Raw genomic sequence first — 25,756 nt, 5'->3', positions numbered from 1 at the left:
TGCCAGCCGGGGCCGGCAGGGCGGGTACCTGCTTCCCTAGCGCCACTGCCCGCGGTCTTTGAGTACCTTCACCAACAGGTCCGAACGGTCCGACACGAGGCCGTCCACCCCCATGTCCAGCAGCCGGTTCATGGTTGCCTCGTCATTGACTGTCCAGACGTGGACCTGGACACCGCCCTTGTGGCAACGGTGCAGGAACGACGGCGTGACCACCTGGACCGGTCCGAAACTCACCGGCACCTGGATGCACTGGAACCGACCCAGGCGGGATATCAGCCGCACTCCGCCCAGCGGCGCCAGGACCCGCAGCAGGGCCGTCAGCACGGTTCCGGCGGAACTGGCCGTGGGCCTGCCCAGGCGGCGCAGGGTGCGAAGCCGGCGCAGATCGGAGAAGGAGGCCACCAGCACACGGTCATGGGCCAGGTGTTTTTCAATCAGGGCGGCGAGCAGCTTCGATCCGGGAGCGTCCTTGACGTCCACGTTCAGCCGCATGTCGGGCCATTCCTTCAGCAGTTCCTCAAAGGTGGGGATCCGCTCCGAACCGGCCACCAGGACCTCATTCAGTTCCCGGCTGGAGAGTTGGCTGATTTTCCCCACGGTCCCGCCGGAAATCCGGTCCACCGTTTCGTCATGGAAAGCCATCAGGACGCCGTCGCGGCTGGTGCGGACGTCCGTTTCCAGATAGCTGATGCCCAGATCGGCTGCGGCGCGGAACGCGGCAAGCGTGTTTTCGTATCCGTCGGGGGAAAAGCCGCGGTGCGCCAGTGCGATCGGCTCGCCCCCTGCGCCGGACTGCGGATTGTCACGGGGCGCACGGAAATACGGATAGGTTGCGTTCACGCTGGTACTTTATCCAACCCGTGGCCTGCACTGCTCCCGCAAAGCGCCGCGGGCCGGGCCGGCGGTCCTAGAATGGCAGAACCCTGACCCGGCGGCTGCCGGTCTGATGGAGGTCCCGTGGCTGACGCTCTTCCCGCATCGCACCGCTTCGGACGGTTTGTCTACTGGCCGTTGCAGCGGTTGCGGGGCAGCGTCCGGCGATCGCCGGTTACGCTGCTTTTCGTCGTGTCTTTCTGGCTGGTCGGCGCCCTCACCTCGTCCTTGGTGACCGGTCCGGAGGGTCAACTGCAGGATTGGGCGACGGTTTCCGTCCATACCCTCGGGGTAAACCCTGCCGCCCTTGTCCTGTGCGGCCTCTGGGCCAGCGGGCCGGGCGGATATGTGGGCGGCACACTACTGGCCCTCCTGGCCGGGTTGTCCTGCGAGCGGTTGCTGGGCACGGGATGGTTCCTGTTGGCCGGTTTTGCCGGGCAAGTGGCAGGGGGGCTGCTGGCCATCGGCTTCGCGTCCCTGACCAGTGCCTCGATCGGCGACTGGTCCCGTGCCCTGGTGTCCGGGTCCTATGTTGGCCCCCTGGCCTTCATCGCCGCGGTCGTAGCCGCCGCCAGCGCCCGTGTCAGTACCCTGTGGCGCCGGCGCCTGCGGATCACCATGTTCACCCTGCTGGTATTGCTGGCCCTTTATGCCGGGAGCTTCACTGACCTGATGGTCTTGGGGGCGGCCATAACGGGTGCTTTCATGGGACCGTTCCTGGCCGGACGGCGGCCCACGCTCCCAGCACGGCTGGTTACCAGCCGGCGCGAAGCCGCTGTCCTCGTGGCGCTCGTGGTCCTTGCCTCCGCCGTCGGACCCGTTATTGCCGCGCTCAGCACCTCCGCAGTGGGTCCGCTCGCAGTGATGCGGTACCTGTTTACCAGTGTCCAGGTAAACACTTCGGATGAGTTGGCGCAGCTCTGCGACGGATCGGCAGCGGCTCGGGAGTGCACCGTGGCCCGGATCCAGCTACGCGCCGGGCCGGCCGGGTTCTTCCTGGCCGTCCTGCCGCAGGTCCTGTTGGCCACCTTCTCCGAGGGGCTGCGGCGCGGCCGCCGGTTCGCCTGGCTGGCAGCGCTGCTGTTGCAGGGCACCATGACGGTGCTTGCCACCGTCCGCATCGGCCGGGCCCTGGCCGAAGGTGAGCTTGCCCTGCTGCCCCCGGGACCGGGCATTATCGTTGCGTTGGTGCTGCCCATGCTGGTTCCCCTGGCAGTCTTTGTACTGCTGCTTTTCACCCGCAGGTTGTTCCCGGCGCGCACCCCGGACGGGACCTACCGGCGGGTGGCCGTGACTGTTGGTTCCGCCGCAGCGGTGCTGGCGTCGCTGTACCTCGGCGCCGGGCTGCTGAACCGCAACGGTTTCAGCCCGCCTGCCACCCTGGGGCTGCTCGTTGCGGACCTGCCCGGAAGGTTTCTCCCCATTTCCGAGGTGGCCTACAGCACACCTGCCCTCAACCCGGAGAATTTTCCCGCCGTCTTGGTCTACGAAGGTGTGGGCGTGCTGTTCTGGGTTCCAACCTGCCTTCTCCTGCTGCGCTCCTTCCTAGTGCCGCCGCGGAGCCTGACAGCCCGGGATGAAGAGCGGGCCCGTACGCTGTTGAAAGCCCATGGGGGAAGCACCATGGCCTGGATGACCCTCTGGCAGGGCAACACGTATTGGTTTTCCCCCACCGGCAATTCCTACGTCGCCTACCGGGTGGACAGCGGCGTGGCTGTCACAGTGGGCGACCCGGTGGGGCCGCCCGGTGAACTGCAGCAGACAGTGCAGGGTTTTGTCGAGTCCTGTACCAGCAACGGCATCACGCCCTGCTTCTACTCGGTGGGCGGAAAGGTGCGTGGATTGACCGCTGCCCTGGGTTTCTTTTCCCTGCAGGTGGCTGAGGAAACGGTGCTTCCGCTGGGCTCGCTCGCCTTCAAGGGCAAGAAATTCCAGGACATCCGCACGGCACTGAACGCTGCCCGCAAACAGGGCATCCGGGCGCAGTGGATCCGCTACCCCACCGCTCCCCCGGCCGTACGGGACCAATTGCGGGTCATTTCCGAAGAGTGGGTGGCGGACAAGAAAATGCCGGAGATGGGCTTCACCCTGGGTGGCCTGGAGGAGCTGGACGATCCCGAGGTGCGCTGCCTGCTGGCTGTTGATGACGACGGAACGGTTCATGCCGTGACGTCCTGGCTGCCCGTGTACCGGGACGGAAGGGTGACCGGTTGGACCTTGGATTTCATGCGCCGCCGCGGGTCAGGGTTCCGTCTCGGGATGGATTTCCTGATCGCGTCAGCGGCCCTGTCCCTGCAGGACGAAGGGAGCAGGTTCCTAAGCCTTTCCGGCGCACCTCTGGCCCGGACAATCAACCGGGAGACCGACGGCGGGGGTTCCCCCGTGATGGACCGGTTGCTGGATCTGCTGGGCGCCACTCTTGAGCCGGTGTACGGCTTCCGTTCGCTCCTGGCCTTCAAGTCCAAGTTCGCCCCGGAATACGTGCCCCTGTTTATGGCGTACCCGGATCCTGCGGCACTGCCGGCCATCGCCAACGCCCTGACCCGGGCATACCTTCCGGACTTGTCACTGGGACAGGGGCTTGTTCTGGCCCGCCGGATCGTGGAGCGGCCGGGATGATGTCCGTTTCGCTGGTGGACGGCGTACTTCCTGCCATCCTGCTGGTCCTGGGCGCCGTGTCCCTGGTTTGGCTGGGCGTCAACGGACGGAGCCTGGGCTGGAAGCGTTTTCTGGTCATAGTGCTGGTGGCCTGCGCCCTCACCGCACTGGTTTACCTGCTGGCGGAGTACATCTTTGATTGGTGGAACGCGTCCCTCCCCCGGCTGCTCTACCTCTTTACTGCCCTGACCATCCTGGGCCTGCAGCTGGCGCTGCTGCGCGTGCTGGCCCCCGGAATCCGGATCCGCCGGCGCGCAGCCGGCGCGGCAGCTGGAGTGCTGGTGCTGGCAGCCCTGGCCTGCACCGTGAACATTGCCTACCACCAGTACCCCACGGTGGATGCCCTGGTCAGCCCGCCCACAGCAGAGGAGGGGCCCCTGCCCATACCCACCGCGGTCCGCCCTGACCTCCCGGCGGCCTCCGAGCAGAACTGGTCGCCGCCGCCGGATATGCCGTCAAGCGGCAAGGTCTTTCAGCAGCACATTCCGGGAGGGGAATCCGGCTATGCCTCCAACCCGGCCCTGATCTACCTTCCCCCGGCCTACCTGGCCGATCCCGGTGCCGTGAACCTGCCGGTCCTGGTCCTGATCCACGGGCAGCCCGGTTCCCCCGAGGACTGGCTGGTCAGCGGCGGGCTGGCCGACATCCTCAACACGTTCGCGGCCCGCCACAACGGCCTGGCCCCCATCGTGGTGCTTCCGGACGCCAGCAACGCCGGAAACAGCAACTGGCCGCTGTGCATGGATACGGCGGTGAGCAATTCCGCCACTTACCTTGCCCGGGACCTGCCGGACTGGATCCGGGACAATCTGGGGGTGGGAACCGCGGACGCCCGGCAGTGGGCCATCGGCGGCTATTCCTACGGCGGCACCTGCGCCGTCCAGCTGGCCACCAACTACCCGGACGTGTATCCCACCTTCCTGGACATCGCCGGCGAGAACGAGCCGACCATCACTGGCGGGCACCAGAAGCTGCTGGACATCTACTTCGACGGGAACGAGGCCTCGTTCCAAAAGCAGAACGCCCTGGACCGGTTCAAGGCCATGCAGTTCCCCGGCACCGCCGGAATTGTGGTGGTCGGCCAGGACGACGATGTGTACGCCCCTGAAGGCAGGACGGTGTACGACGCCGCCAAAGCCGCCGGAGTGGACGTCCAGCTCCAGACCCTGCCGGGCGGACATTCCTGGCAGGTTTGGCGGGCCGGACTTGCCAACAACATGGACTGGCTCTGCACCCGGCTTGGGATACTGGGATCATGACCCCGGACCCCGCGCAACGCTCCGCCCCCACCGGCAGCCAACCGGGCAGCCGCCTCGTCAGCCTGCTGCATTGGATCAGCCGGACCACCTCCGCGCATGTCACGTTGCTGCTGCTACTGGCAGTGGGCCTGATTCCGGCCGTGGTGCTGACCGCGGTCTCCGCGGAGGTGTACGAATCCGTGGCAGAGGCGGACGGAATTGCCGGGCTGGACCGTCCGGTCCTGGAGTTTGCCCTGCAGTTACGCTCCCCCGGTGCAGACGCTGCCGTCACCGCGTTCACCAATCTGGCCGGCAGCATCGGGATGCCGGTCATCGCAGGGGTGGCAGTGGTGATTATGTGCCTGCGCTGGCGGTCCAGGACGCCGCTGGTCCTGACCGCGGCCGCCGCAGCAGGGTCCTTGCTGATGACAATCTCCGGGAAAGCGCTGATCGGGCGCACCCGCCCGGACCTGGCGGACGCGGTGCCGCCGTACGAGTCGTCCGCATCCTTCCCCAGCGGCCATACCCTGAATTCCATCGTGATTGCCGGGGTCCTTGCGTATCTGGTGATCCTGCACGTCCATACGCGCCGGGCCACGGCCGCCGCAGTGCTGGTCGCGGCCGCGTTCAGTCTGGCCGTCGGCCTGAGCCGGGTCTACCTGGGCCACCACTGGCTGACGGACGTGCTGGTGGCCTGGACGCTCGGGGCGGCCTGGCTGGCGGTCGTGATTACCGGGCACCAGCTTCTGAGGCGGCTGACCGGTCGAGCAGCTGTTCCAGGATCACCGCCACGCCGTCGTCGTTGAGACCGGGAGCGGTGCGGTCCGCCGCCGCCTGCGCGGCCGGGTGTCCTGAGGCCATGGCGTAGCCGCAGCCGGCCCATTCCAACATCTGGATGTCATTGGGCATGTCACCGAACGCCACCACCTCGTGAGCGGAAATGCCCTTCTGTGCGGCGTAGTCGGCGAGGGTGACCGCCTTGTTCAGCCCCGGCAGCGACATTTCCAGCAGCGGCATGCTGGGTGCCGAATGGGTGGCAGCCACCAGATCCGAGACCGCCGGTGCAACCTGGTGCAGGAAGGCATCGGGGGTGATGCCCGTGGCCCGCGCCAGGAACTTGGCCACGCCGGGATGCCCGGCCAGGGACTCGCGCAGGGATCGGGGCATTATGCCGCCGAGAATCTCGGCCGACCCGGTGTCCGCGAAACCGGGCTCGAGGTGGATGCCGTCCACGGTTTCGGCGGCAAACGTCACGGCCGGGAAGAGTCCGCGGATCACATCGGCTGCCGCAAACATCTGCTCCAGGGGCAGCAGGTTGCTGGCCAGGACTTCGTCTGAGGCAAGGTCATACGTAATTGCACCGTTGGAGCAGATGACAGTCCCCTCGTGGCCGATCCGCTTCCGCAGCGGGTCCAGCCAGCGAGGCGGGCGCCCGGTGACGAAAACAACGTCGATTCCTGCCGCCCGGCAGGCGTGGAAGGCACGCACCGTACGGTCGCTGATGCTGTTGCCGGCACCCACAATGGTGCCGTCCATGTCACTTGCTACCAGCCGCACCGGGCCACGCTGCTCCTGCATGCCTCCAGCTTACTTGGGGCCGGCGGCGGCCGGTCCGGAGCAGGTCCGGCCGCCGGCCGCCTAGTCTTCGGGGATCTCCGCCGTGCCCACCATCACGGCCCGGGCCAGTGTGTGGGTGAAGAGCGAGAAGCCGAGGGCGGCAGGGCTGGCATCGGGTGCAACGTCCAGTTCCGCCAGGTCCACGGCATGGACCACCACGTAGTAGCGGTGCTGGCCGTGTCCGGCGGGCGGTGCCGCACCCAGGAAGCCGGCAAAACCGCCGTCGTTGACCAGTTGCACCGTCCCCTTCGGCATCATGCCGGTGTTGGCCGCGTCTGCGGCCAGCCCGGTGACGGAAGCGGGGATGTTGAAAGCCGCCCAGTGCCAGAACCCGCTGGCCGTGGGCGCATCGGGGTCATACATGGTCACGGCAAAGCTGCGGGTTTCTTCCGGGAACCCGGACCAGGCCAGCTGCGGCGAGGCATCCTTGCCGCCGGGCACCCCCATTTTGCCGCTGTACTGGGCCGGCGCGAACGTCCCTCCGTTGGTGAACTCTTCACTGCTGACCGTGAATTCCGGCACCTGCGGAAGTGCGTCATAAGGGTTTCGGGTTTCCACTGCTTCTCCTCTCAGGGGGCGGGTTTCTAAACATCCCGGCCTGCGGCGGCGCCGCAGCCGGAAGCTTCAGGAGAGTTCGCTCCGGTACGGCGGGTTCGCCCCGGCGCGGGAGACGGTAACTGCGGCGGCACGGGCGGCGAAGGACAGCAGTTTCTCAACGTCGGCAACGCCGATCCGGGCCAGCTCGCTGCGCCGGGCACCGCCGTCGAGTTCGCGGTCCATCAGGCCCACCAGCAGCGCGGACATAAAAGAGTCCCCTGCCCCCACCGAATCCACCACGGTGACGGTGGGTGCGGGGACGGCGCATTCTCCGGCTGCCGCTACGGCCCAGGGGCCCTTGGAACCGTGGGTCACCACTACCAGTGACGGGCCGGAGGCGAGCCAGCGGCGGGCGGCGCTTTCGGGGGTCTCGTCGGGGTACAGCCACATCAGGTCCTCGTCGGAGGCCTTGACGACGTCGGCCAGGGCCACGAACTTCTCCGCCTGTTCCCGGGCGTAGGAAACGTCGGTGATGATCGACGGCCGGCAGTTCGGGTCGTAGGTAATGGTGGCGGAGGGCCGGGCCTGCTCCACCGCATGGAGCACATGGTCCGCGCCCGGGGACAGCATGGCCGCAATGGAACCGGTGTGCAGCATGGTGGTGCCGTCCAGCAGTGCGGGAAGGTCAAGGCCGGGCAGCTGCCATTCCAGGTCAAAGGTGTAGCGGGCACCGCCGGCCGGGTCCAGGACCGCGGTGGCGACACTGGTGGGCAGGTCATCCGCTTCGAACGCTGTGAGCACGGAGTTGGCGCGCAGGTGTTCGGCGATCATGGCACCGTAGCTGTCCGAGCCGAAACGGCCCACAAACTGCACCGGACGGCCCAGCCGGGCCACGCCCACGGCCACATTCAAGGGGCTGCCGCCCGGGTGCGAGCGCCGCGGCGCAGTGTCGCTGACCACTTCGTCCACAAGGGCTTCGCCGATAACTGTAAGCACGCTGCCAAACCTAACAGAGGGATCTGCGCGTTTCCTTAAGTAACCGGGATTCCGGCCGCTTCACAAAGCGCCTCGACGACGGCGTCCCAGGCGGCGGTGCCCGGGGTGATCATGGCGAAGTGGTCCCCCGGGATAAGGCGCAACTCCGCGGTACTGCCTGCCGCGCGGGCGGCGGCCGTCCAGCCGGCGGAGAAGGACGACGGGACGGTGGTGTCGGCGTCGCCGTGCAGCACCCACGCCGGAACCGGCAGCGGCAGCGCTGCCATGGGGTCCGCGTCCCGGTAGCGCTGCGGGTCCTGTTCCGGCGTGCAGCCGAGGAAATTCTCCACGGCATTGCTGCTCAGGCCCAGGCGGTGGGCTTCGGCCAGATCCAGTACACCGGACTGGCTCACGACACCGGTGACCGCCACGGCCGAAGGTTCAGCCTTGGCGGCCAGGACGGCGAGGTGGCCGCCCGCGGAGTGTCCCAGGAGGGTGACGCGGGACAGGTCAACGCCCTTATCCTGCGCCGCCGGGGCCAGCGCGTCGATGCCGGCCAGGACGTCCTCAAGGGAGTGCGGCCAGCCGCCACCGTTCCCGGCCCGGCGGTATTCAAGGTTCCAGCAGGCAAAGCCCCGGCCCGCGAGGTCTTCTGCCAGCGGACGGCCAAGCTCGGCGGTGTAGCCGGAGCGCCAGTATCCGCCGTGGATGATGATCACGGTTCCCCGGGACCCGATGCCCTCCGGAGGGGTCAGTTCGGCATATTGTTCGGGGTCCGGACCGTACGGAACGCGCATGGCTGGCTCTGGCATGGGGCATCCTTGCTGCTCAGGGGCTTAATCTGTTGGGGAGCCTACCGTCAGGTTTGACCTAACGGTGCCGCCAGCAAGGTGGCACCCACCGGCGGCAGGCAGGGGAAAGGGAAACAGCGTTGAGCGCGTGGGACACACTGGACGAGCGGCTGCGGCCCGCCGTCCAAGCCAGTACGGATGAATACGCCCGGGTCCGGCCCGGGCTCGAGGCCGTTACCGCAGAGATGGAAGCGCACCTGCGCAGCGTTTTTGCCGACAGCCCGGTCAAGCCGCTGTTCGTGGCTTCCCGCACCAAGACCGTGGAATCCTTCCGGGACAAAGCCTCCCGGATGCTGCCGCCGGAAAACCCGGGCGAACTGCCGTCCCTGCTGTTCCCGGACCCGCTGCGCAACCTCACGGACCTGGTGGGCGTCCGGGTGATCATGACACTGCCGCACGAGGTGGATGAGGCCGCCAACCTGATCAAGCGCCAGCGTGCCGAGTTCGACTGCCGCGGCGACCGCGAGAAGGACATCGGCTCCATTGAATCCGGCACCTACGGCTACTCCAGCCGGCACCTGATCCTGCGGACCATCCAAAATGAGACGGTCCGGGAGTTCCATAAACTGCTGGAACCGGACCAGCGGCCCAACGGCAGCTACCTGTTCGAAGTGCAGATCCGCACGGTGCTGGCCCACGCCTGGTCCGAGATTGAACATGACATCCGGTTCAAGGCCGGCGATCCGCGCGCGTGGAGCCCGTATTTCGACCGCCAGTTCACGGCCACTGCCGCCATGTTGGAGACCGTGGAGACGGCGTTTGCCGAACTGCACGAACGCTACGAAACGGTGACCGGGTTCTGGGACGAGGAGGGCGAAGGCAGTGCCCCGCTCACTCCGAACCGGATCCGGGACGTGTGGATGACCCTGCTGCCGCACGTGAACCGCAAGTCCGGCGATGACTGGGGGTGGGCGGCCGAACTGCTGGCTGCGCACGGCATGAAAACCACCATGGACCTGGCCGGGCTGCTGCAGGCCGACGCGATCACCAAGGTCAGGGCCGCCCTGGACCACCGGTACTCCCCCGGCCCGGACCGGCTCCTGGATGACCTGCTGCTGTGGCGCTTCGGCAAGGACCACATCGATCTCACAGCCGAGCCCGAAGATGCCCCGGTCAAACCCCGCCGCGAGTCCCTCGGCCGGCGCTACCGGCAGATGCAGATCTACCGGGCGCGGGAGGCAGAGGCCTAGCCCAGGGCTTTTGGCGGCGGTCCTTGCCCAAAGCGGCAAGGTGGGCAAGGCTGGGCGTCGTGGCTGGCCTTGACCTAACGGATGAGCAGGCGCGGCGTATCCGCCTGCGTTCGCATCTGCTGCAGCATTCCGACCTTGCTCCGGTCGACGTGGTGCGCCGTGCCGTGGCACTGCAGGGCCAGGACCTGCCTGCTGTCCTGCGCGCCATTGCCATCCGGTCCCGCCCCGGCACCACCGTGCAGGACGTCCGGGACGCCTTCGACCGGGGCGAGCTGGTGCGGGGGTGGCCAATGCGCGGTACCCTGTTCGCCACCACCCCGGACCATCTGACCGCCCTGTTGTTTTTCACGTCGGAACGCACGCGTTCCATGGCTGCCCGGCGGCGCAGCGAACTCGGCCTCGATGAGTCCGTGCTTCGCCGCAGCCGCTCGGTCCTGAGGGAGGCGCTGCGCGAGCGTCCGCTCCGGCGTGTGGAGGTGATGGAGCTGTGGTCCGGGGCAGGCATCAAGACCGCCGAGGGCCGCGGCTACCATCTGCTGATGCACCTGGCCGTCGAGGGCCTCGTCCACTGGGGCCGGTTTGCTCCGGCCGGTACCGAGCAGCTGCTGACCCTGACGGAAGGGCACCCGGCCGCCGACGGCGACCTGGCCGCCATCATCCGCGGCTTCGTGCTGGCGCGCGGTCCGGCCACTGAGACTGACCTGGCCTGGTGGACCAAACTGCCCAAAACCGTGGTGCGGCGGGCGGCCGCCGGCGTCGCGGACCTTGTCAAGGTGCAGGTGCAGGGACGGCCGGCGTGGCTGCTCGGGGACGCTTGGGTCAGGGACGTCCAGGCACCCTCAGGGGTGACCCTGGTGCCGGGCTTCGATGAGTGGATTCTCGGCTACGCGGACCGGTCCCTGGTGGCCGGCCCGGCTGCCTTGCAGGCGGTGGTGCCCGGCAGGAACGGCATCTTCCGGCCTGCGGTCCTCGTGGACGGCGTGGTGGTGGGCACCTGGCGCCTGGTCCGCAGCAAGGGCGCTGCGGAGCCGGTCATCGACCTGGTGCAACCGGTTCCCGCAGACACCCGCCACGCTATTGAGGACGCCGTCGGGGCCTGGCCGCACGGTTAGCCGGTCCCGGGGACGGAAATCAGGCGGAGGCGCGCAGCACCAGGCTGACCGCGGGCGGTCCGGCCTCCCCTTGAGCCTCCCCCGACGCCTCGCCGTCCGGGCCGGGCACCGGGGCGAGGGCGAGGCGCGCGAAATGCTCCCCCAACCGGCGGGCGTCCACGCTGACGGTGGTCAGCGGGGGTACGGCCAACCCCGCCAGCGGAATGTCCTCAGCGCCGATGACGGCCAGGTCGTGCGGTGCACGAAGTCCATGCACCGCCAGCCCGGACAGCACCGCGAAGGCATGGTCGTCGTCGAACGCGCAGACTGCGGTGACGGGCTGCGCCGCATCCCGCCAACCCGCGACGGCTGCCGCCGCCTCTGCCGCGTCCAGTCCCAGGTGTGCCACGGCCGGCGCGGGAAGGCCGTGCCGGGCACAGGCAGCGCTGATGGCCGCCAGACGTACCCGCACGCGCCAGGCGTACCCGGATTCGGGCGGTACGGCCACGCCGATCCGGCGGTGCCCCGCGGCCACCAGATGCTGCACCTGCAGCGTCCCGATGCCCAGGTCCGGGGCGAGCGGGTCGGCCAGCGCCTGCGGCAGGGAGGCTACCGTGATTCCGGAGCCCTGCAGGGTCTCCAGTTCACCTTCCTCGAGGGCAGTCACGAGGATCAGTGCCGCGGGGGCGAGGGACTGGACCAGGGAAACCGCCCCTCCGCGGGACGGCAGCCGGTGCGCCACCAGGCGCAGCCCGTGCTGTTCCACGTACTCCGAGGCGGCATCGATGATCATGGCCAGGGCGCGGCCCAGCGGTTCGGGCGGCAGCAGCATAAGCACCAGGTCGCTGCGCCCGCGGCGCAAGGTGCGGGCAGCGGTGGAGGGGATGTAGCCCAGGTCCCGGGCTGCCGTGAGCACGCGGTCCCGGGTGGCGGCGGAGATGCTTTGTCCGGCCCGCCCGTTCAGCACGTAGCTGACCGTGGCCCGGGAAACCCCCGCAGCCTTCGCTACGTCGCTGGAGGTGACCCTGCGTTCCACAGCACTCCTTTCCACCTTGCCCCGCCGGAGATCTCCGGTACTCTGACTTTACAGGCAACTTACACGTGTAACCCGCGAAGGGTAACGTGCGTAGACTGCCTGACATCCTGCGGTCGCGTGTACGGCCGCCTCGATCGAAAGGACCGGCCCATGGCAAACTCCGCCAACACCGCCAACTCCCCCATCACCGCCCAGAACACCGTCCAGCAGTGGCTCGACCACCCGGCCGGCGGCCCCGCCATCCGCGGCATGCTCGCCTCCGCCGGCAGCGACGAGTCCACTCTTGGCCCGGCGCTGTCCCTCAAGCTTCAGCAGCTGGTTGACCTCAGCCAGGGGCAGTTCCCCCAGGCCGCCGTGGATGAACTGGTCAAGGCTGCCAACGGCGGCGTTATGCCCGAAACCGAAGCAGCGGTCCTACCCACGGTGGCCGGCCGCTTCGAAGGCCGCACCATCATCGTGACCGGCGCCGGGTCCGGCATCGGCCGCGCCACCGCGTCCCGGATTGCCCGGGAGGGCGGCCGGGTGATCGCCGTCGACATGGCCGAAGCAAAGATCAACGAGCTTGCCGAGCAGACCGGCGAGTCCGTTGTGCCGGTCGCCGCAGACCTCACCGACGCCGCCGCTGTGGAGCGCATCATTGCCGCCACCGGCGGACAGATTGACGGACTGGCCAACGTCGCCGGGATCAATGACGATTTCTCCCCGCTGCACGAGGTCTCGGACGCCATGTGGCAGAAGATCTTCGCCGTGAACGTGGACGGCCTGATGCGCCTGACCCGCGCCGTACTGCCCACCATGCTCGAAGCCGGCAAGGGTTCGATCGTGAACATCACCTCCGAGGCCGGCCTGCGCGGCTCCGCTTCCGGTGTCGCCTACACCGCCTCCAAGCACGCCGTGGTGGGCATTACCCGCAGCACCGCTTTTATGTATGCCCGTGAAGGCATACGTGTCAACGCCGTGGCTCCGGGCGGCGTCGCCACCGGTATCCCGATGGGCGGAAAGACCTCCGAGTACGGCGAGGCCCGCCTGTCACCGGCCCGCGTGAACATCCCGGGCCTGGCTTCGGCCGAGGACCTCGCGGCCTCCATCACGTTCCTGCTCAGCGACGACGGCGTGAACATCAACGGCGCCATCCTGCCCTCCGACGGCGGCTGGTCCGCGGTCTAACCTCCGCTGCACAACGACGGCGGCGGGTGCCTTCCCCGCGGAAGGCACCGGCCGCCGTCGTTGTTTTCAGAACCGGTATACGGCCAGTTCTTCCGCCGCCTCAAACCCGTGCCGGGCGTAAAACCCCTTGGCAGCCGGGGACGGCGAGGTGACGATCCTGGCCGCGTTGATGCTCCGTGCAAACCCGACCGCTGCATCCAGCAGCGAGCCCCCAACCCCGTGGTTGCGGTGGGCGGGCAGGACGTACGCGTTGGCCAGGTAGACCCAAAGGGAGGCGGGTTTGCCGGGTTTGGGCATCCGCTCGAACACCGACAGGTTCAGCATGCCGACCAGCGTTTCATCCGCGTCGGCGACGAAGAATATCCGTGGGTTGGCGGCCAGCCAGGCGCGGAAGGCGTCCAGGAAATGCGGATCACCCGCGGTGTCCCCGCCGGCCTCGGCCGCCCACTCGGCGCGCAGCCGGGCGATGCCGGGGATGTCCGCCTGCGTGCTTTTCCGGACCGGCGCGCCCGCACTGAGGCTTACGTCCTCACTGACCATGGCGCCACCCTACAACGACGGCGGCCGGTCCCCATGAGGGGAACCGGCCGCCGTCGTCATTAAGGAACGCTAGGCTCCGGAAACCGCTGCCGCGAGCTTGTTCAGGGATTCCTCAAGGTCATCCTTGGACACCATCGGGAAGGAGACCTTCTTCAGGGTTTCCTTGTCCGTGACGTGGGACCAATCGTAGGTGAGGGTGACCTCGGTGGAGTCGGCGCCCTCGGGCTGGAGCTCCCAGACCCACTGCCAGCCCTTGGGCTCGGTGCCCGCCGGGGCCGTCTGCCAGGCCAGGATCTTGTTGTGGTCGTACCCGGTGACGTGGTTTTCCGTCTGGTAGTCGCCCATTTTCTCGTTGTGCATGTTCATGGTGAAGACCTGGCCCGAGGCCGTGATGCGGTCGGTCTTCTCATCCGAAACCACCATGCCGGAGCCGTCCAGCTCGTGGTGGCGCTCGGGGTTGGACAACAGGTTGAAAATGTCTGCTGCCGAGGCGTCGATGACCCGGGAAACTACAACACTCGTCTGATCAGTGGTCAATGAACTCTCCTTCGATGGATGGATCGTACTTTTCCACGGCGGCCGGCCGGTGAGCCGGCGCCGAAGCCTGTGCGTGCCGCGCCCGGCTGCTAGCCGGGCGTGTCCTGCTCTGCTTCCTGCAGGTTCCAGCCGGTGATGTACGGCGGATCCTGCCCCTCGTCGCGGGTGTACTGCCGGGCCCGTGCCCGCTCGTCCTGCAGATACTGCCGGAAGGACGCCTGCGTCGATCCCAGCGACGCTACCCGGTCCAGCACGTCGATGGCCAATTGGAACCGGTCAATCTGGTTCAGCATGGCCATGTCGAACGGCGTGGTGGTGGTGCCTTCCTCCTTGTAACCGCGCACATGCAGGTTGTCATGATTGGTGCGCCGGTAGGTCAACCGGTGGATCAGCCACGGATAGCCGTGATACGCAAAAATCACCGGCCGATCCTGCGTGAACAGGGTGTCGAAATCCCGGTCGGAGAGCCCGTGCGGATGCTCCCGCGGATCCTGCAGCACCATCAGGTCCACCACGTTCACCACCCGGATCTTCAGCTCGGGCAGCTGTTCCTTCAGGAGCGCCGCGGCGGCCACGGTTTCCAAGGTGGGGACGTCCCCCGCACAGGCCATCACGACGTCGGGGTCGGTCTTGGGACCCGGCCGGCCGTCTTCGCTGCCCGCGAAGTCCCAGATGCCGATGCCGCGCTCCACATGCAGCAGAGCCTGCTCCGGGTTCAGCCACACCGGAGCCGGCTGCTTGCCCGAAACCACCACGTTCACCCGGTCCCGGGTGTCCAGGATGTGTCCGGCCACGGCCAGCAGGGTGTTGGCGTCCGGCGGCAGATAGACCCGGATCACGTCGGCCTTTTTGTTCACCACGTGGTCGATGAAGCCCGGGTCCTGGTGCGAGAACCCGTTGTGGTCCTGCTGCCAGACGTGGCTGGAGAGCAGGTAGTTCAATGACGCGATGGGTTGCCGCCAGCTCAGGGACTGGCTGACCTTCAGCCACTTGGCGTGCTGGTTGAACATCGAGTCCACAATGTGCACAAACGCCTCGTAGCAGTTGAACACCCCGTGTCGGCCGGTCAGCAGGTAGCCCTCCAGCCACCCCTCGCAGAGGTGTTCGGAGAGGACTTCGGCTACGCGTCCGCTGCGGGCCAGGTGCTCGTCCAGCTCGTCGATCCGCTGCTGCCAGGTCTTGTCCGTCACGTCGTACACGGACTGCAGCCGGTTGGAGGCAGTCTCATCAGGGCCGAAAATCCGGAAATTGGCGGGGTTCTTCCGGATCACCTCCCGCAGATAGCCGCCCAGATTGAACATGGGGCTGACACGCTCCGAACCCGGGAAGTCGATCTTCACCGCATGGTCGGCGTAGTCCGGCAGGCGCAGGTCCTGCAGCAGCCGCCCGCCGTTGGCATACGGCGTCGCACTCATCCGCAGGTCACCCGGCGGGGCCAGCGCGGCCACCCCTGCCGCGAGCCGTCCCTCGGCGTCGAACAGTTCCTCCGGCCGGTAGGAACGCATCCACTCCTGCAGCTGGGACAGGTGTTCGGGTTTTTCGTGGATTTCAGCCAGCGGAACCTGGTGGGCGCGCCAGGTTCCCTCCACCGGCAGGCCGTCGACGACGCCGGGTCCGGTCCAGCCCTTGGGCGAGCGGAACACGATCATGGGCCAGCGCGGCGCGTGCTCCTCCTCGGTGTCCGCGCCGGGCACATCCGCCGCGGGGTGTTCCCCGTTGCGGTAAGGCGCCTGGATGGCGGTGATTTCGGCCAGGCAGGTCTCCAGCACGGCCGCAAAGTCCTCATGCGCCTGCTGTACCGCCGCAGGATCCTCCACGGTCACCACGTACGGCCGGTAGCCGTAGCCCTCGAGCAGTTTCAGCAACTGCTCCTCAGGCATCCGGGACAGGATGGTCGGGTTGGCGATCTTGTAGCCGTTCAGGTGCAGGATGGGCAGCACCGCCCCGTCGACTGCCGGATCCAGGAAGCTGTTGGAATGCCAGCTCGCGGCCAGCGGGCCGGTTTCCGCTTCACCGTCGCCGATCACGGTCGCGGCAATCAGGTCCGGATTGTCGAACACGGCGCCGTACGCATGCGCCAGCGAATATCCCAGCTCACCGCCCTCATGGATCGATCCCGGCGTTTCGGGAGCCGCATGGCTGGGGACCCCTCCCGGGTAGGAGAACTGGCGGAAGAGGGTCCGCAACCCGTCCTCGTCCTGGCCCACGTGGCTGTAGATCTCCGAGTAGGTCCCTTCCAGCCACGCATTGGCCACGTTCGCCGGTCCGCCGTGGCCGGGGCCGGTGATGAACAGGACCTTGCGCTGCTGTTCGCGGATCAGCCGGTTCAAGTGCGCGTAGATGAAGTTCAGGCCCGGTGTCGTACCCCAGTGGCCCAACAGCCGGGCCTTGACGTCCGAACCGTCCAGGTCCCGGCGCAGCAGCGGGTTGTCGCGCAGGTAGATCTGCCCCACGGAGAGGTAATTGGCCGCCCGCCACCAGGCGTCGACGCCGGAGAGGTCGCCGTCGGGGTGCGGTTCCGTGCCGGGGATTCGTTCGGTTCCGGCGGTGCTGCTTTCAGTCATCGTGCGGTCCTTTCACGGGTGCGGCGGCGCCGTGGCTACACGGTCTCCACCACGACGTCGGAGGGTTTCTTGTCCGGTCGGAGGCCGCGCCACACGGGGTGGCGCAGTTTTCCGCTGCCGGTGCGTTCGGAGAAGGTCACTTCGCCCACCAGCGCCGGCCGGACCCACTGGGCATCGGAGGCGTCGGCACTGGGCACATCGTTCAGCGGCGGGGTCTTGCGGGACATTTTCTTCAGCCGCGGGCCGATCAGCGCCAGGTCCTTTTCGCTCAGGCCCGACCCCACGCGGCCGATATACCTCAGGTCCACCCCGTCGGGGATGGCCACCAGGAGGGAACCCACCTTGTTCTGCCGGTTGCCCTGCCCGGGCCGCCAGCCCACCACCACCACTTCCTGGGTGAGCTGGTTCTTCAGTTTCAGCCAGTTCTTCGAGCGCCGGCCGGGGGAATAGGTGCTGGACCGCCGTTTGGCCATCACGCCTTCCAGGCCCAGTTCCTTGCTGGCCGCCACGGCCTCGTCCATGCCCATGTCCAGGGCCGGCGGTACCTGCAGGTGCCCGTCCGGGGTGGCTTCCACTGCGGCTTCGAGGATTTCGCGCCGCTGCTCGTAGGTGAGGTCCGCCAGGGAATTGCCGTCCAGCCAGAGCAGGTCAAAGACCATCAGGTGCACCGGGGTGCGCTGCGCGGCGGCGGCGATCTCGCGCGGCTTGGTCAGGTGCATCCTCGGCTGCAGCATCCCGAAGTCCGGCCGGCCCGCCTTGTTCAGTGCCACGATTTCCGCATCCAGCACGGCCCGTTCACCGTTCAGGTGGGCGCTGAGGTCCTGCAGTTCCGGATAGGCGGCGGTCATGTCGTTGCCGTTGCGGCTGATCAGCCGGGTGCCTTCTTCGGTGATGGTGACGACGGCGCGGACGCCGTCCCACTTCATCTCGAAGGCCCACTCGTCGTCGTTATTGATCTCCGCCCGCGTGCCCAGGGTGGCGAGCATCGGCTCCACGGCAGGCACGGAGGCATCATCCGGGTCGCCACCGGACGAAGCGTCCACTGCGGTGGCTGATGTGCGGGACGCAGCCGCTACGGCGGCTTGGGGGGTTGACGGCTTTTCCTGCGCCTTGCCTGAGCGTTTTCCATTTGCCCCGGCCGGAGCACCCGGTTCGTCCCCGGCATCCGGTGTGCCCTTTTCACCGGGTTTGGGCTGATCCTTCATCAGGTGGATCAGCCAGTTGTTGTTGCCCTTGTCGCCGCCGGAGCCGGTGTGGATCAGCGCGTAGCGCCGGTCCGCGGCGCCGTCCCGGGCCAGGCCGCCGTCGGGCTGGCCGTGCAGCACGGCGATGACTTCCTTGCCTTCACGCCATTTCTCCCGCTCGTAGGTGCCGTGGTCCCAGATGGTGACGCCGCCGCCGCCATATTCCCCTTTGGGAATATGTCCTTCGAATTTGCCGTACTCCAGCGGGTGGTCCTCGGTCTGCACGGCCAGGTTGTTTTTGCCGGAGGTCGACGGCGGCCCCTTGGGCAGCGCCCAGGAAACCAGCACGCCGTCGTGCTCCAGACGGAAGTCCCAGTGCAGCCGGCGGGCATGGTGTTCCTGGATGACAAAGGAATTGCCCTCGGACGGGACGGAGGGTTCCTCCGGCACCGGTTCGGGCGTTTTCCCGGCGTCGCGCATGCTCCGGTATTTGGTCAGCCGGTCGGCGGACGCATCCCCGGCGTCGGAGCCGCCGGTGTCTTCCATGGCTTCCTCCAGTGCTTCTTCCTCGAAGGCTCCGCTCTCCATGCCCGCCAGCGGGTCGGCCCCGCCGCGGACGCGTTCGAGGACCTGTTCATAGTCCAGCTGGGACAGGTCCGGGTCCTCCAGCTCCTCCCACGTCCGGGGGGCGGCCACCAAAGGGGTGAACCGGCCGCGCAGTGAATAGGGGCAGATGGTGGTTTTGTTGCCGTTGTTCTGGCTCCAGTCCACCAGGACCTTGCCCTTGCGGAGCGTTTTCTTCATGTCGCTGACCACCAGGTCGGGATGGTCGGCCTCCAGTGCACGGGCAAGCTCGTGGGCTACGGCGTTGATGTCGTCGGAACTCTGGCTGCCGTCCAGCGCCGCGTACAGGTGGATCCCCTTCGAGCCGCTGGTCACGGGCCGGGCGTCCAATCCCATGTCGCCCAGAATGGCACGGGCCAGGCGCGCAACCTCAGCGCACTGTGCCAGGCCCACGCCGTCGCCCGGGTCCAGGTCCAGCACCATCCGGTCCGCATTGCCGATTTTCCCGCGCGGGCCGAACTGCCACTGCGGTACGTGGATCTCCAGGGCGGCGGACTGCGCCAGCCAGGTCAGGGTGGCCAGATCATTGACCAGCGGGTAGATGTTGGTGCCGCTTTTGTGCTCGATGGGAAACCGCTTGACCCAGGACGGCGCGGAGTCCTCGATGTTCTTCTGGAAGAACACCTGCCCGGGATGCTCCGGCGTGCCGACGCCGTGCACCCAGCGTTTGCGGGTGGCCGCACGGTTGCGCGAGTGCGGCAGCATGTACTCGGCTACGGCGGCGTAATAGGAAATGACATCCGCCTTGGTGGTCCCGGTTTCCGGATACAGCACCTTGTCCAGATTGGTCAGGCGGAGCCGGTGACCCTCCACGCTGACCGTTTCCTGCTTTTTCCCTCCGCCTGTCGCCATGCCCCCTAGTCTTACCGGGATGCCGGGCAAATGCCAGTATTTCATCAGGGGGCTTATCATTCTTCGGCCGGTTCGGCCGGGTTTCGCGCAGAGCGTCCGGCAGCCCTGACCGCAGGCCGCCCCCCGTGTGTATGTTGGGAAAATGACTGATCGCCAGCATGTCCTGGTCACCGGCGCCACCGGCTATATCGGCGGCCGCCTGGTTCCGCTGCTGCTAGAGGACGGGCACCGGGTCCGGGTCCTGGCCCGGTCGCCGGAAAAGCTCTCCGACGTCCCGTGGGCGGGCGACGTCGAAGTGGTCAAGGGTGATCTGTCGGACCGGGATTCTGCGGCCGCTGCCTTCGAGGGCATCGACACCCTGTACTTCCTGGTGCATTCGATGGCCTCCGGCAAGGGCTTCAGCAACCAGGAATCTGCCATTGCGCACATCGTCGCGGACGCCGCGGCTGAGGCCGGCGTGCAGCGGATTGTCTATCTTGGCGGGCTGCACCCGGATGAAGGCGAGCTTTCGCCGCACATGAAGTCCCGGACCGAAGTGGGGCGGATCCTGCTGGAAGGCAAGGTGCCCGCCGTGGTCTTCCAGGCCGGCGTCGTCATCGGTTCCGGTTCCGCATCCTTCGAAATGATCCGGCACCTGACCGAGACACTGCCGGTGATGCCGGCGCCCAGCTGGGTGCGCCGCCGGATCGAACCGATCGCCGTGCGGGACGTACTGCATTACCTGGTCCGGGCCGTGGACATCCCGGCCGGCGTGAACCGTACCTTCGACATCGGTTCCCGTGAGGTGCTGACCTACGCGGACATCATGAACGGTTATGCCGAAGAAGCGGGGCTGCGGCGCCGGCGCATCTACGCCCTGCCACTTCCGGCACCCCGGCTGGCCGGCCTGTGGGTGGCCCTGGTGACGCCGATTCCCCGGTCCATGTCACTGCCCCTGGTCGAGTCCCTGCAGCACGACGCCGTGGCCAAGGAACACGATATTGACCGGTACGTGCCGCTGCCGGACGGCGGTCTGACGGGCTACCACGACGCCGTCCGGCGTGCCCTGGGCAAGGAAAAGCGCGGCGAGGTGGAAACCACGTGGGCCAACGCGTCGGCGTCGTCCGATCTGGCGTCGGACCCGTTGCCGAGCGACCCTGATTGGGCCGGCCAGACGGTGTACGTGGATTCCCGGCAGCGGCAGGCCGCCGTGGATCCGGCGGCGGTGTGGCAGGTGATTGAAGGCGTGGGCGGGCGCAACGGCTGGTATTCGCTGCCCATGGCCTGGGCCATCCGCGGAGTGCTGGACAAAACCGTGGGCGGGGCGGGCCTGACCCGCGGCCGCCGCAACCCCACCACACTGTTCACCGGAGACGTGGTGGACTGGTGGCGGGTGGAACTGCTGGAGCGCGGCACCCTGCTGCGGCTGCGGGCCGAGATGCGGGTGCCCGGCAAGGCCTGGCTGGAGATGCGGGTGGATCCCGACGGCCGGGGCGGCAGCCTCTACCGCCAGCGGGCCATTTACTTCCCCAAGGGGCTGCCCGGAAGAATGTACTGGTGGCTCATTGCACCCTTCCACGGGCTGATCTTCCCGTCCATGGCCAGGAACATCACCCGTCAGGCTGCACGGCTGGCCGGGCCGGCCTAGGTTCCGGCCCGGCTTTGGCCGCAGTTCCATAACGCAGGAACCTGCCGGGGGCGGCATCGAATATCATCGGTAGGACAATGGGCACCGGCGACGCCGGCCTGCTTGATTGGTGCCGCCGCTGCGTCCGGGCAGACTGACGGCTTTTACTATGAGGGGACCGCCACGTGCAGGATCGCGACGTGCAGGAAAAGAAGAGCCGTAAGTGGATGGTGGCCGTCGCGGTCGCCGGTGTGCTGGTAGTCGGAGGCGGCATTGGGGCGGCATATGCCGGCGGCCTGCTGGGCGGGGCAGACGCCGAAAGTCCTTCGGCGCCATCCGCATCCGCATCCCCTTCCGTGAGCGCGGCACCGGTTTCCATCACCGCGACGCCGGCTGACGGAGCCGTGGAGGTCAATCCCGCCGTGATGCCCACCGTGACGGCGACCAACGCCACCATCAAGTCCGTCAGCCTCGCACCGGCCACGGGCGGCGACGACGTGCCGGGCGTTTTCTCCGGCGACAAGACCACCTGGACCGCCGATGCGCCGCTGTCCTTCAACACGAGCTACGCCATGAAGGTGGTGCTCACCGACCAGGCGGGCAAGGAAACCACCAAGTCGCAGAGCTTTGACACGGTGAAGCCGGCCAACGAAGCCAATGCGTTTATGTACCCGCAGAACGCCGCCGTGGTGGGCGTGGGCCAGCCGATCGAAATCAACTTCAGCGAGCCGGTGACCAATAAGGACGCGGTGGAGCAGGCCATCAAGATCACCAGCACCTCCGGACAGACCGGTGCGTTCTACTGGGTCACCGACAACAAGGTCCGCTACCGCCCGGAGGCCTTCTGGGCACCCAACAGTGCCATCACCGTGGATATGCAGCTGTTCGGCGTGGACTTCGGCAACGGCATGATCGGCAACTTCAACGAAACGCGTACCTTCAACACCCACAACACCCGCCTGGCGGTGGTGGATAACATCACCAAGACCATGCAGGTGTTCATTGACGGCCAGCTGGTGCGGACGTTCCCCGTTACGCTCGGCGAACCCACCTGGCCCTCCCCCAGCGGCTACCAGGTAGTGGTCAGCCAGCATGAAAAGCTGCCGTTCCGTGCCGAAAGCATCGGCTTGAAGCCGGGCGACCCGGACTATTACGAACCGTTTGATGCCTCATGGGCCAGCCGCCTGACCAATAGCGGGGTGTTTGTCCACCAGGCGCTGGACGGTGCCGTGGGTGCCTTGGGCCGGATCAACGTCTCGCACGGCTGCGTTGGCATGTCCGCCGAGGGTGCCAAGTACTTCTTTGACACGTTCGAGCCCGGGGACGTGGTGCAGGTCCTGAACACCGAGGCCGGCCCCGTCCCGATTGATGACGGATTCAGCGACTGGAACATCCCCTGGGACCAGTACGCGGGTCAGCCCTAGGCTTCCACCCGCAGCCCCAGCTGGTCGGCCAGCAGCGGCGCCAGCTGGAGCAGCTGTCCTTCATCCACGGTGAAGCCTTTCAGCCCGGCCAAGCCGGTGATGCTGCGGAACTCCGATCCGCGCAGGTCCGCGTGCACGGCTGAACCGCCGTTGCCCAGCAGGAGGCTGCCGATCCGGCAGTCCCGGAAGGCCACACGGTTCAGCCGTGCACCGTCCAGGTCCAGTTCACCGATGATGCAGTTGGTGACCAGGACATTGGTCAGGGTGCAGCCCCGCAGGTTCAGGTAGTCAATCTTCCCGCCGTCCACCCGGACGGAGTTCCACCCGCCGCCGTACATCTCGGCCGAGCCGAGGCGCGGGTTGCTGAACTCCACGTCCCGGAAGGTGGTCCGCGGCGCACGGAACACCGGTGCGTAGAGGTTCTCCAACCGGGTTTCCAGGAAGCGGGCCGCCGTCAGGTCGGCATCGTCCAGGGATACCGATTCCAGGGAGCACTCGGAAAAGACGCTCCCATGCAGGTCAAAGCCGGCAAAGGATTCACCGGACCAGGCCATGGCTTCCTGGTGGCGTCCCGGAGCCGTTCCCGCGCCGTCGGCCAGGTCCTGCAGGCGCAACGTATCCACTACCGGCGCCTTGGTTCCCGTGCCGGTTTGTTGCCGTGGCACGTCTACGCCTTGCGCCGGCCGAAGAGGAAGTACGCAATGGGCCCGGCGAAGTTGATGCCGCAGGCCAGGGTCCACAGCCCGCGGCTCCCGTTGACCGAGTCGGCCGGACGCCGCCAGATGTCCCGCAGCGCCGCCCCGGCGAGCAGGAACTGGAGACCGGTCAGGACACCGAGGCCCTTTTTCTGACCGGTACTAAGGTCCTTCAGCTTCTTTTTCGCCATCGCCGTGCCTTCCGTCGAGCTTTTGGTTGGGCATTCAGCTTATTCCGGACTGCACTGTTGTTCCCTACCCGGACACGGAGCAGCGGCGCGCACTATCCCAGCAGTGAGTGCCGCCCCAGCCGGTGGTAGCTGCGGTTGTGGTACACCAGCGGTTCCTGGCCGGTGGTTCCCGGCAGGATTTCCAGCACGGATGCCGCGATCAGGATGGAGCCGCCCACCGGAATCCTGCCGTCGATCCGGCAGCGCAGGGCTACCGGCGCATCCTCCAGCACAGGTTCGCCGCCGGGCAGGGTCCGGGTGGGGGTGGAACCGAACCGGTCCGCACCCTGCCGCGCGAAGAGTGTGGCAAGTTCGGCGTTTTCGGCGCCGAGGAGGTGGACGACGACGGTCTCGGAGGCGGCGATGACACCTGCCGTGCCGTGCGTGGAGGCAAGGGAGAAGGAAAGGATGGGTGGTTCGGCGGAGACGGAGGAGACCGAGGAAGCGGTCAGCCCCACCGGACGGCTGCCGTCCTTGGCGGTGATGATTGCCACCCCTGCAGGGTGCGCCCTGAAGGCATCCTTGAATGCTTCCGTTACATTCCGCTCGCACAGAGCCGTATTCCGCGTCATTTGTGTCCTTCCGCAGACCAGCCCAGCGAGGGCATACCTCGACTGTAAAACCTCAACCATTGTTGAGGTCAAATCGTCAGACGTCGAAGGCCCGGGCTCCGGTGCCTTCATCGGCAGAGGCATCCTCCGGGTTCACGAAGCGGCACTCAGCCAGGGACAGGCAGCCGCAGCCGATGCAGCCGCCGAGCCGGTCACGGAGTGCCTGAAGGTGGCGGATCCGTGAGTCCAGCTCCTGGCGCCAGGCGGCGGACAAGCGCTGCCAGTCCGCCTGGTCCGGAACTCCGTCCGGGGGGAGTTCGGCGAAGGCCCGGTGGATGACCGCCAGTGGAATGCCCGCCTGCTGCGCGGCGCGGATGACGGCAACCCGGCGCAGCACCGAGCGGTCGAAGCGCCGCTGGTTGCCCTGCGTCCGGCGGCTGGAAAGCAGTCCCTGCCGTTCGTAGAAGTGCAGCGCCGAAACACTGACCCCGCTGCGTTCGGCAACCTGTCCCACGGTCAGTTCTGTGCGCTCACGGCTGCCCGGCGTAAATGCATCCCGCTCTTCCGCCGCACTGTCTTCCGGCGTGCCTTTCGCGGCTTTGTTTCTCACGGCTGGGCCTCCCTTAACTGCACCCATTATCCGTCGGCCGGCCGCCGCCGTCGTACCGTCCTGCTGCGAAGCAAAACGCTCCTCCCCTAGGACTGGCGTCCTGAGGTGGCGCATGTGAAAGTGTCCATACGCGCCGTCCCGGCCCCGTCCGGACGCCGCGGCAGAGGAGGATGCCGTGGAGCCTGTAGCCGTGGGACCGCCGGAGAAACCCGGCACCGTGGTTTTCCTGCCCGGAACCGGTCGCTCCAATCCGCAGTTGGCGGAAACGATCCGCGAACAGATCGCCGCAGTTCCCGGCCTTTCGCAATACACGGTGCTGGCCGTGGACTGGGCCGGGGAAGCAGCAGAGGACGTCAGTTCCGTTCCGGCGCTGCCGCCGCGCTACGCCGCGGAAGATCCGCCTGCCCGATCCGATGCCGCCCTGGCGCTGGCGCTGTTCGGCATGGATGTCACGGAAGGCAATCCTCTGCGGCAGGCGGCATCCGCCGGGGCCCCGCCGGCCGCACCGGAAGCCACCCTTCTGGCGCAGACCCTCCAGGACCTGGTGCTGGGCGCCCTCACCGATGCCGCTGTGCGCCACCGGATCCGCCTGACGGATGCCGCCGGGAGCTTCTTCGGCAAGATCGCGTTTTATCTGCGGCGGGGAGAATCCGCGCGTTCCGTTATCGCCGATGCACTTCCCGCTGTGGACCAGGACGCTCCCGTGGTGGTCATGGCCCACAGTCTCGGCTCGGTGGCGGCGGTTGACCTGCTGAGTTCTCCCGACGCCGGCGGCCCCCGGGTGGATCTGCTGGCCACGGTCGGCTCGCCGGCGCCCTGGTTTTATCTGCTGGATGCCCTTGCCTACCTGGGACCGGGCAGGGGCGGGGACGGCCCCAAGGTGCCCTGGCTGAACATCTGGGATGAACGGGACGTTTTTTCCTTTTGCGCTGAACGGGTCTTTGCCGGCCGCGGGGTCGCGGTCACCGACCGCGAAGCTGCCTCCAACTGTCCCTTTCCCGAGGCCCACAGCGCGTACTTCACCGACCCGCAGGTGTACCGGCTGGTCCGGGAGCATCTGCAGCAGGGGCAGCCCGGGTCTGGCAACGGCACCGAAGTTTAGTGTT

At 67.4% G+C, this 25,756-nt stretch carries 23 protein-coding genes; 9 read left to right on the top strand and 14 right to left on the bottom strand.

Going from position 1 to position 25,756, the window contains the following annotated elements; genetic code table 11:
* Nucleotides 1-36 precede the first annotated feature (36 nt).
* Nucleotides 37-840 (bottom strand): glycerophosphodiester phosphodiesterase family protein, encoded by an 804-nt coding sequence (locus AC5RUF_RS05370; protein ID WP_494129937.1) that lies wholly within the window; start codon nucleotides 838-840, stop codon nucleotides 37-39.
* 117 nt (nucleotides 841-957) lie between these two features.
* Here AC5RUF_RS05370 and AC5RUF_RS05365 point away from each other — a divergent pair, with 117 nt between their 5' ends.
* Genes AC5RUF_RS05365 through AC5RUF_RS05355 form a run of 3 tightly spaced genes read left to right on the top strand, consistent with a single transcriptional unit; the run spans nucleotide 958 to nucleotide 5,575 of the window.
* Entirely contained in the window at nucleotides 958-3,492 is a 2,535-nt protein-coding gene (locus tag AC5RUF_RS05365; RefSeq protein WP_494129936.1) for a bifunctional lysylphosphatidylglycerol flippase/synthetase MprF, read from the top strand.
* The gene (locus AC5RUF_RS05360; protein WP_494129935.1) at nucleotides 3,489-4,790 is read left to right on the top strand and encodes an alpha/beta hydrolase; all 1,302 of its coding nucleotides are present in this window, start codon (nucleotides 3,489-3,491) and stop codon (nucleotides 4,788-4,790) included. The genes AC5RUF_RS05365 and AC5RUF_RS05360 overlap by 4 nt, the downstream gene beginning before the upstream one ends.
* The gene (locus tag AC5RUF_RS05355; RefSeq protein ID WP_494129934.1) at nucleotides 4,787-5,575 is read left to right on the top strand and encodes a phosphatase PAP2 family protein; all 789 of its coding nucleotides are present in this window, start codon (nucleotides 4,787-4,789) and stop codon (nucleotides 5,573-5,575) included. The genes AC5RUF_RS05360 and AC5RUF_RS05355 overlap by 4 nt, the downstream gene beginning before the upstream one ends.
* On the opposite strand, the gene AC5RUF_RS05350 is transcribed toward AC5RUF_RS05355, so the two are convergent.
* From AC5RUF_RS05350 to AC5RUF_RS05335, 4 genes are all read right to left on the bottom strand, one after another.
* A complete protein-coding gene (locus AC5RUF_RS05350; RefSeq protein WP_493996105.1) occupies nucleotides 5,499-6,347 on the bottom strand; it encodes an HAD family hydrolase in 849 nt (282 codons plus the stop codon). The genes AC5RUF_RS05355 and AC5RUF_RS05350 overlap by 77 nt on opposite strands.
* A gap of 60 nt (nucleotides 6,348-6,407) precedes the next feature.
* Nucleotides 6,408-6,944: a YbhB/YbcL family Raf kinase inhibitor-like protein gene (locus tag AC5RUF_RS05345; protein ID WP_493996106.1), complete on the bottom strand. Its 537-nt coding sequence runs from the start codon at nucleotides 6,942-6,944 to the stop codon at nucleotides 6,408-6,410.
* Nucleotides 6,945-7,010: 66 nt separating this feature from the next.
* Nucleotides 7,011-7,919: a carbohydrate kinase family protein gene (locus AC5RUF_RS05340; protein ID WP_494129933.1), complete on the bottom strand. Its 909-nt coding sequence runs from the start codon at nucleotides 7,917-7,919 to the stop codon at nucleotides 7,011-7,013.
* A 35-nt stretch (nucleotides 7,920-7,954) separates the two neighbouring features.
* Nucleotides 7,955-8,710: an alpha/beta hydrolase gene (locus AC5RUF_RS05335; RefSeq protein ID WP_494129932.1), complete on the bottom strand. Its 756-nt coding sequence runs from the start codon at nucleotides 8,708-8,710 to the stop codon at nucleotides 7,955-7,957.
* Between the two features lie 119 nt (nucleotides 8,711-8,829).
* On the opposite strand from AC5RUF_RS05335, the gene AC5RUF_RS05330 reads away from it, so the two are divergent.
* Both AC5RUF_RS05330 and AC5RUF_RS05325 read left to right on the top strand, forming a co-directional pair.
* Nucleotides 8,830-9,939: a GTP pyrophosphokinase gene (locus AC5RUF_RS05330; protein WP_493998223.1), complete on the top strand. Its 1,110-nt coding sequence runs from the start codon at nucleotides 8,830-8,832 to the stop codon at nucleotides 9,937-9,939.
* 59 nt (nucleotides 9,940-9,998) lie between these two features.
* Entirely contained in the window at nucleotides 9,999-11,051 is a 1,053-nt protein-coding gene (locus tag AC5RUF_RS05325) for a winged helix DNA-binding domain-containing protein (protein ID WP_493998224.1), read from the top strand.
* Nucleotides 11,052-11,070: 19 nt separating this feature from the next.
* Here AC5RUF_RS05325 and AC5RUF_RS05320 read toward each other — a convergent pair whose 3' ends face one another.
* Nucleotides 11,071-12,066 (bottom strand): LacI family DNA-binding transcriptional regulator, encoded by a 996-nt coding sequence (locus AC5RUF_RS05320; RefSeq protein ID WP_494129931.1) that lies wholly within the window; start codon nucleotides 12,064-12,066, stop codon nucleotides 11,071-11,073.
* 150 nt (nucleotides 12,067-12,216) lie between these two features.
* Between AC5RUF_RS05320 and AC5RUF_RS05315 the strand changes: the two genes are divergently transcribed.
* Nucleotides 12,217-13,233 (top strand): SDR family NAD(P)-dependent oxidoreductase, encoded by a 1,017-nt coding sequence (locus AC5RUF_RS05315; RefSeq protein WP_494129930.1) that lies wholly within the window; start codon nucleotides 12,217-12,219, stop codon nucleotides 13,231-13,233.
* Between the two features lie 66 nt (nucleotides 13,234-13,299).
* On the opposite strand, the gene AC5RUF_RS05310 is transcribed toward AC5RUF_RS05315, so the two are convergent.
* From AC5RUF_RS05310 to AC5RUF_RS05295, 4 genes are all read right to left on the bottom strand, one after another.
* Nucleotides 13,300-13,773: a GNAT family N-acetyltransferase gene (locus AC5RUF_RS05310; protein WP_494129929.1), complete on the bottom strand. Its 474-nt coding sequence runs from the start codon at nucleotides 13,771-13,773 to the stop codon at nucleotides 13,300-13,302.
* 69 nt (nucleotides 13,774-13,842) lie between these two features.
* Nucleotides 13,843-14,310 (bottom strand): SRPBCC family protein, encoded by a 468-nt coding sequence (locus AC5RUF_RS05305; RefSeq protein ID WP_493995991.1) that lies wholly within the window; start codon nucleotides 14,308-14,310, stop codon nucleotides 13,843-13,845.
* Between the two features lie 89 nt (nucleotides 14,311-14,399).
* Nucleotides 14,400-16,874: a phosphoketolase family protein gene (locus AC5RUF_RS05300; protein ID WP_493995992.1), complete on the bottom strand. Its 2,475-nt coding sequence runs from the start codon at nucleotides 16,872-16,874 to the stop codon at nucleotides 14,400-14,402.
* Between the two features lie 35 nt (nucleotides 16,875-16,909).
* Nucleotides 16,910-19,534, bottom strand: coding sequence for an ATP-dependent DNA ligase (locus tag AC5RUF_RS05295; RefSeq protein WP_494129928.1), 2,625 nt, complete (start codon nucleotides 19,532-19,534; stop codon nucleotides 16,910-16,912).
* Nucleotides 19,535-19,676: 142 nt separating this feature from the next.
* On the opposite strand from AC5RUF_RS05295, the gene AC5RUF_RS05290 reads away from it, so the two are divergent.
* Together AC5RUF_RS05290 and AC5RUF_RS05285 are read left to right on the top strand one after the other, a co-directional pair.
* Complete coding sequence (locus AC5RUF_RS05290) at nucleotides 19,677-21,161, top strand: SDR family oxidoreductase (RefSeq protein WP_494129927.1); 1,485 nt, start codon at nucleotides 19,677-19,679, stop codon at nucleotides 21,159-21,161.
* Between the two features lie 179 nt (nucleotides 21,162-21,340).
* Nucleotides 21,341-22,564, top strand: a complete 1,224-nt coding sequence (locus AC5RUF_RS05285) for a L,D-transpeptidase (RefSeq protein WP_494129926.1) — start codon at nucleotides 21,341-21,343, stop codon at nucleotides 22,562-22,564.
* On the opposite strand, the gene AC5RUF_RS05280 is transcribed toward AC5RUF_RS05285, so the two are convergent.
* The 4 genes from AC5RUF_RS05280 to soxR all read right to left on the bottom strand — a co-directional run bounded on the left by AC5RUF_RS05280 (nucleotide 22,561) and on the right by soxR (nucleotide 24,650).
* Nucleotides 22,561-23,229 (bottom strand): pentapeptide repeat-containing protein, encoded by a 669-nt coding sequence (locus AC5RUF_RS05280; RefSeq protein ID WP_493995996.1) that lies wholly within the window; start codon nucleotides 23,227-23,229, stop codon nucleotides 22,561-22,563. The two genes, AC5RUF_RS05285 and AC5RUF_RS05280, sit on opposite strands and share 4 nt — an antisense overlap.
* Before the next feature lie 2 nt (nucleotides 23,230-23,231).
* The gene (locus AC5RUF_RS05275) at nucleotides 23,232-23,450 is read right to left on the bottom strand and encodes a PLD nuclease N-terminal domain-containing protein (protein WP_493995997.1); all 219 of its coding nucleotides are present in this window, start codon (nucleotides 23,448-23,450) and stop codon (nucleotides 23,232-23,234) included.
* A gap of 92 nt (nucleotides 23,451-23,542) precedes the next feature.
* A complete protein-coding gene (locus AC5RUF_RS05270; protein WP_493995998.1) occupies nucleotides 23,543-24,061 on the bottom strand; it encodes a flavin reductase family protein in 519 nt (172 codons plus the stop codon).
* Nucleotides 24,062-24,137: 76 nt separating this feature from the next.
* Nucleotides 24,138-24,650, bottom strand: coding sequence for a redox-sensitive transcriptional activator SoxR (gene soxR / locus AC5RUF_RS05265; protein WP_494129925.1), 513 nt, complete (start codon nucleotides 24,648-24,650; stop codon nucleotides 24,138-24,140).
* A 175-nt stretch (nucleotides 24,651-24,825) separates the two neighbouring features.
* On the opposite strand from soxR, the gene AC5RUF_RS05260 reads away from it, so the two are divergent.
* Nucleotides 24,826-25,752, top strand: coding sequence for a hypothetical protein (locus tag AC5RUF_RS05260; RefSeq protein ID WP_494129924.1), 927 nt, complete (start codon nucleotides 24,826-24,828; stop codon nucleotides 25,750-25,752).
* Nucleotides 25,753-25,756 lie beyond the last annotated feature (4 nt).

The organism is Arthrobacter sp. Y3224198 (assembly GCF_059090025.1).
The sequence above is the reverse complement of the archived record's forward strand: the minus strand, read 5'-3'. Positions and strand labels throughout refer to the sequence as shown.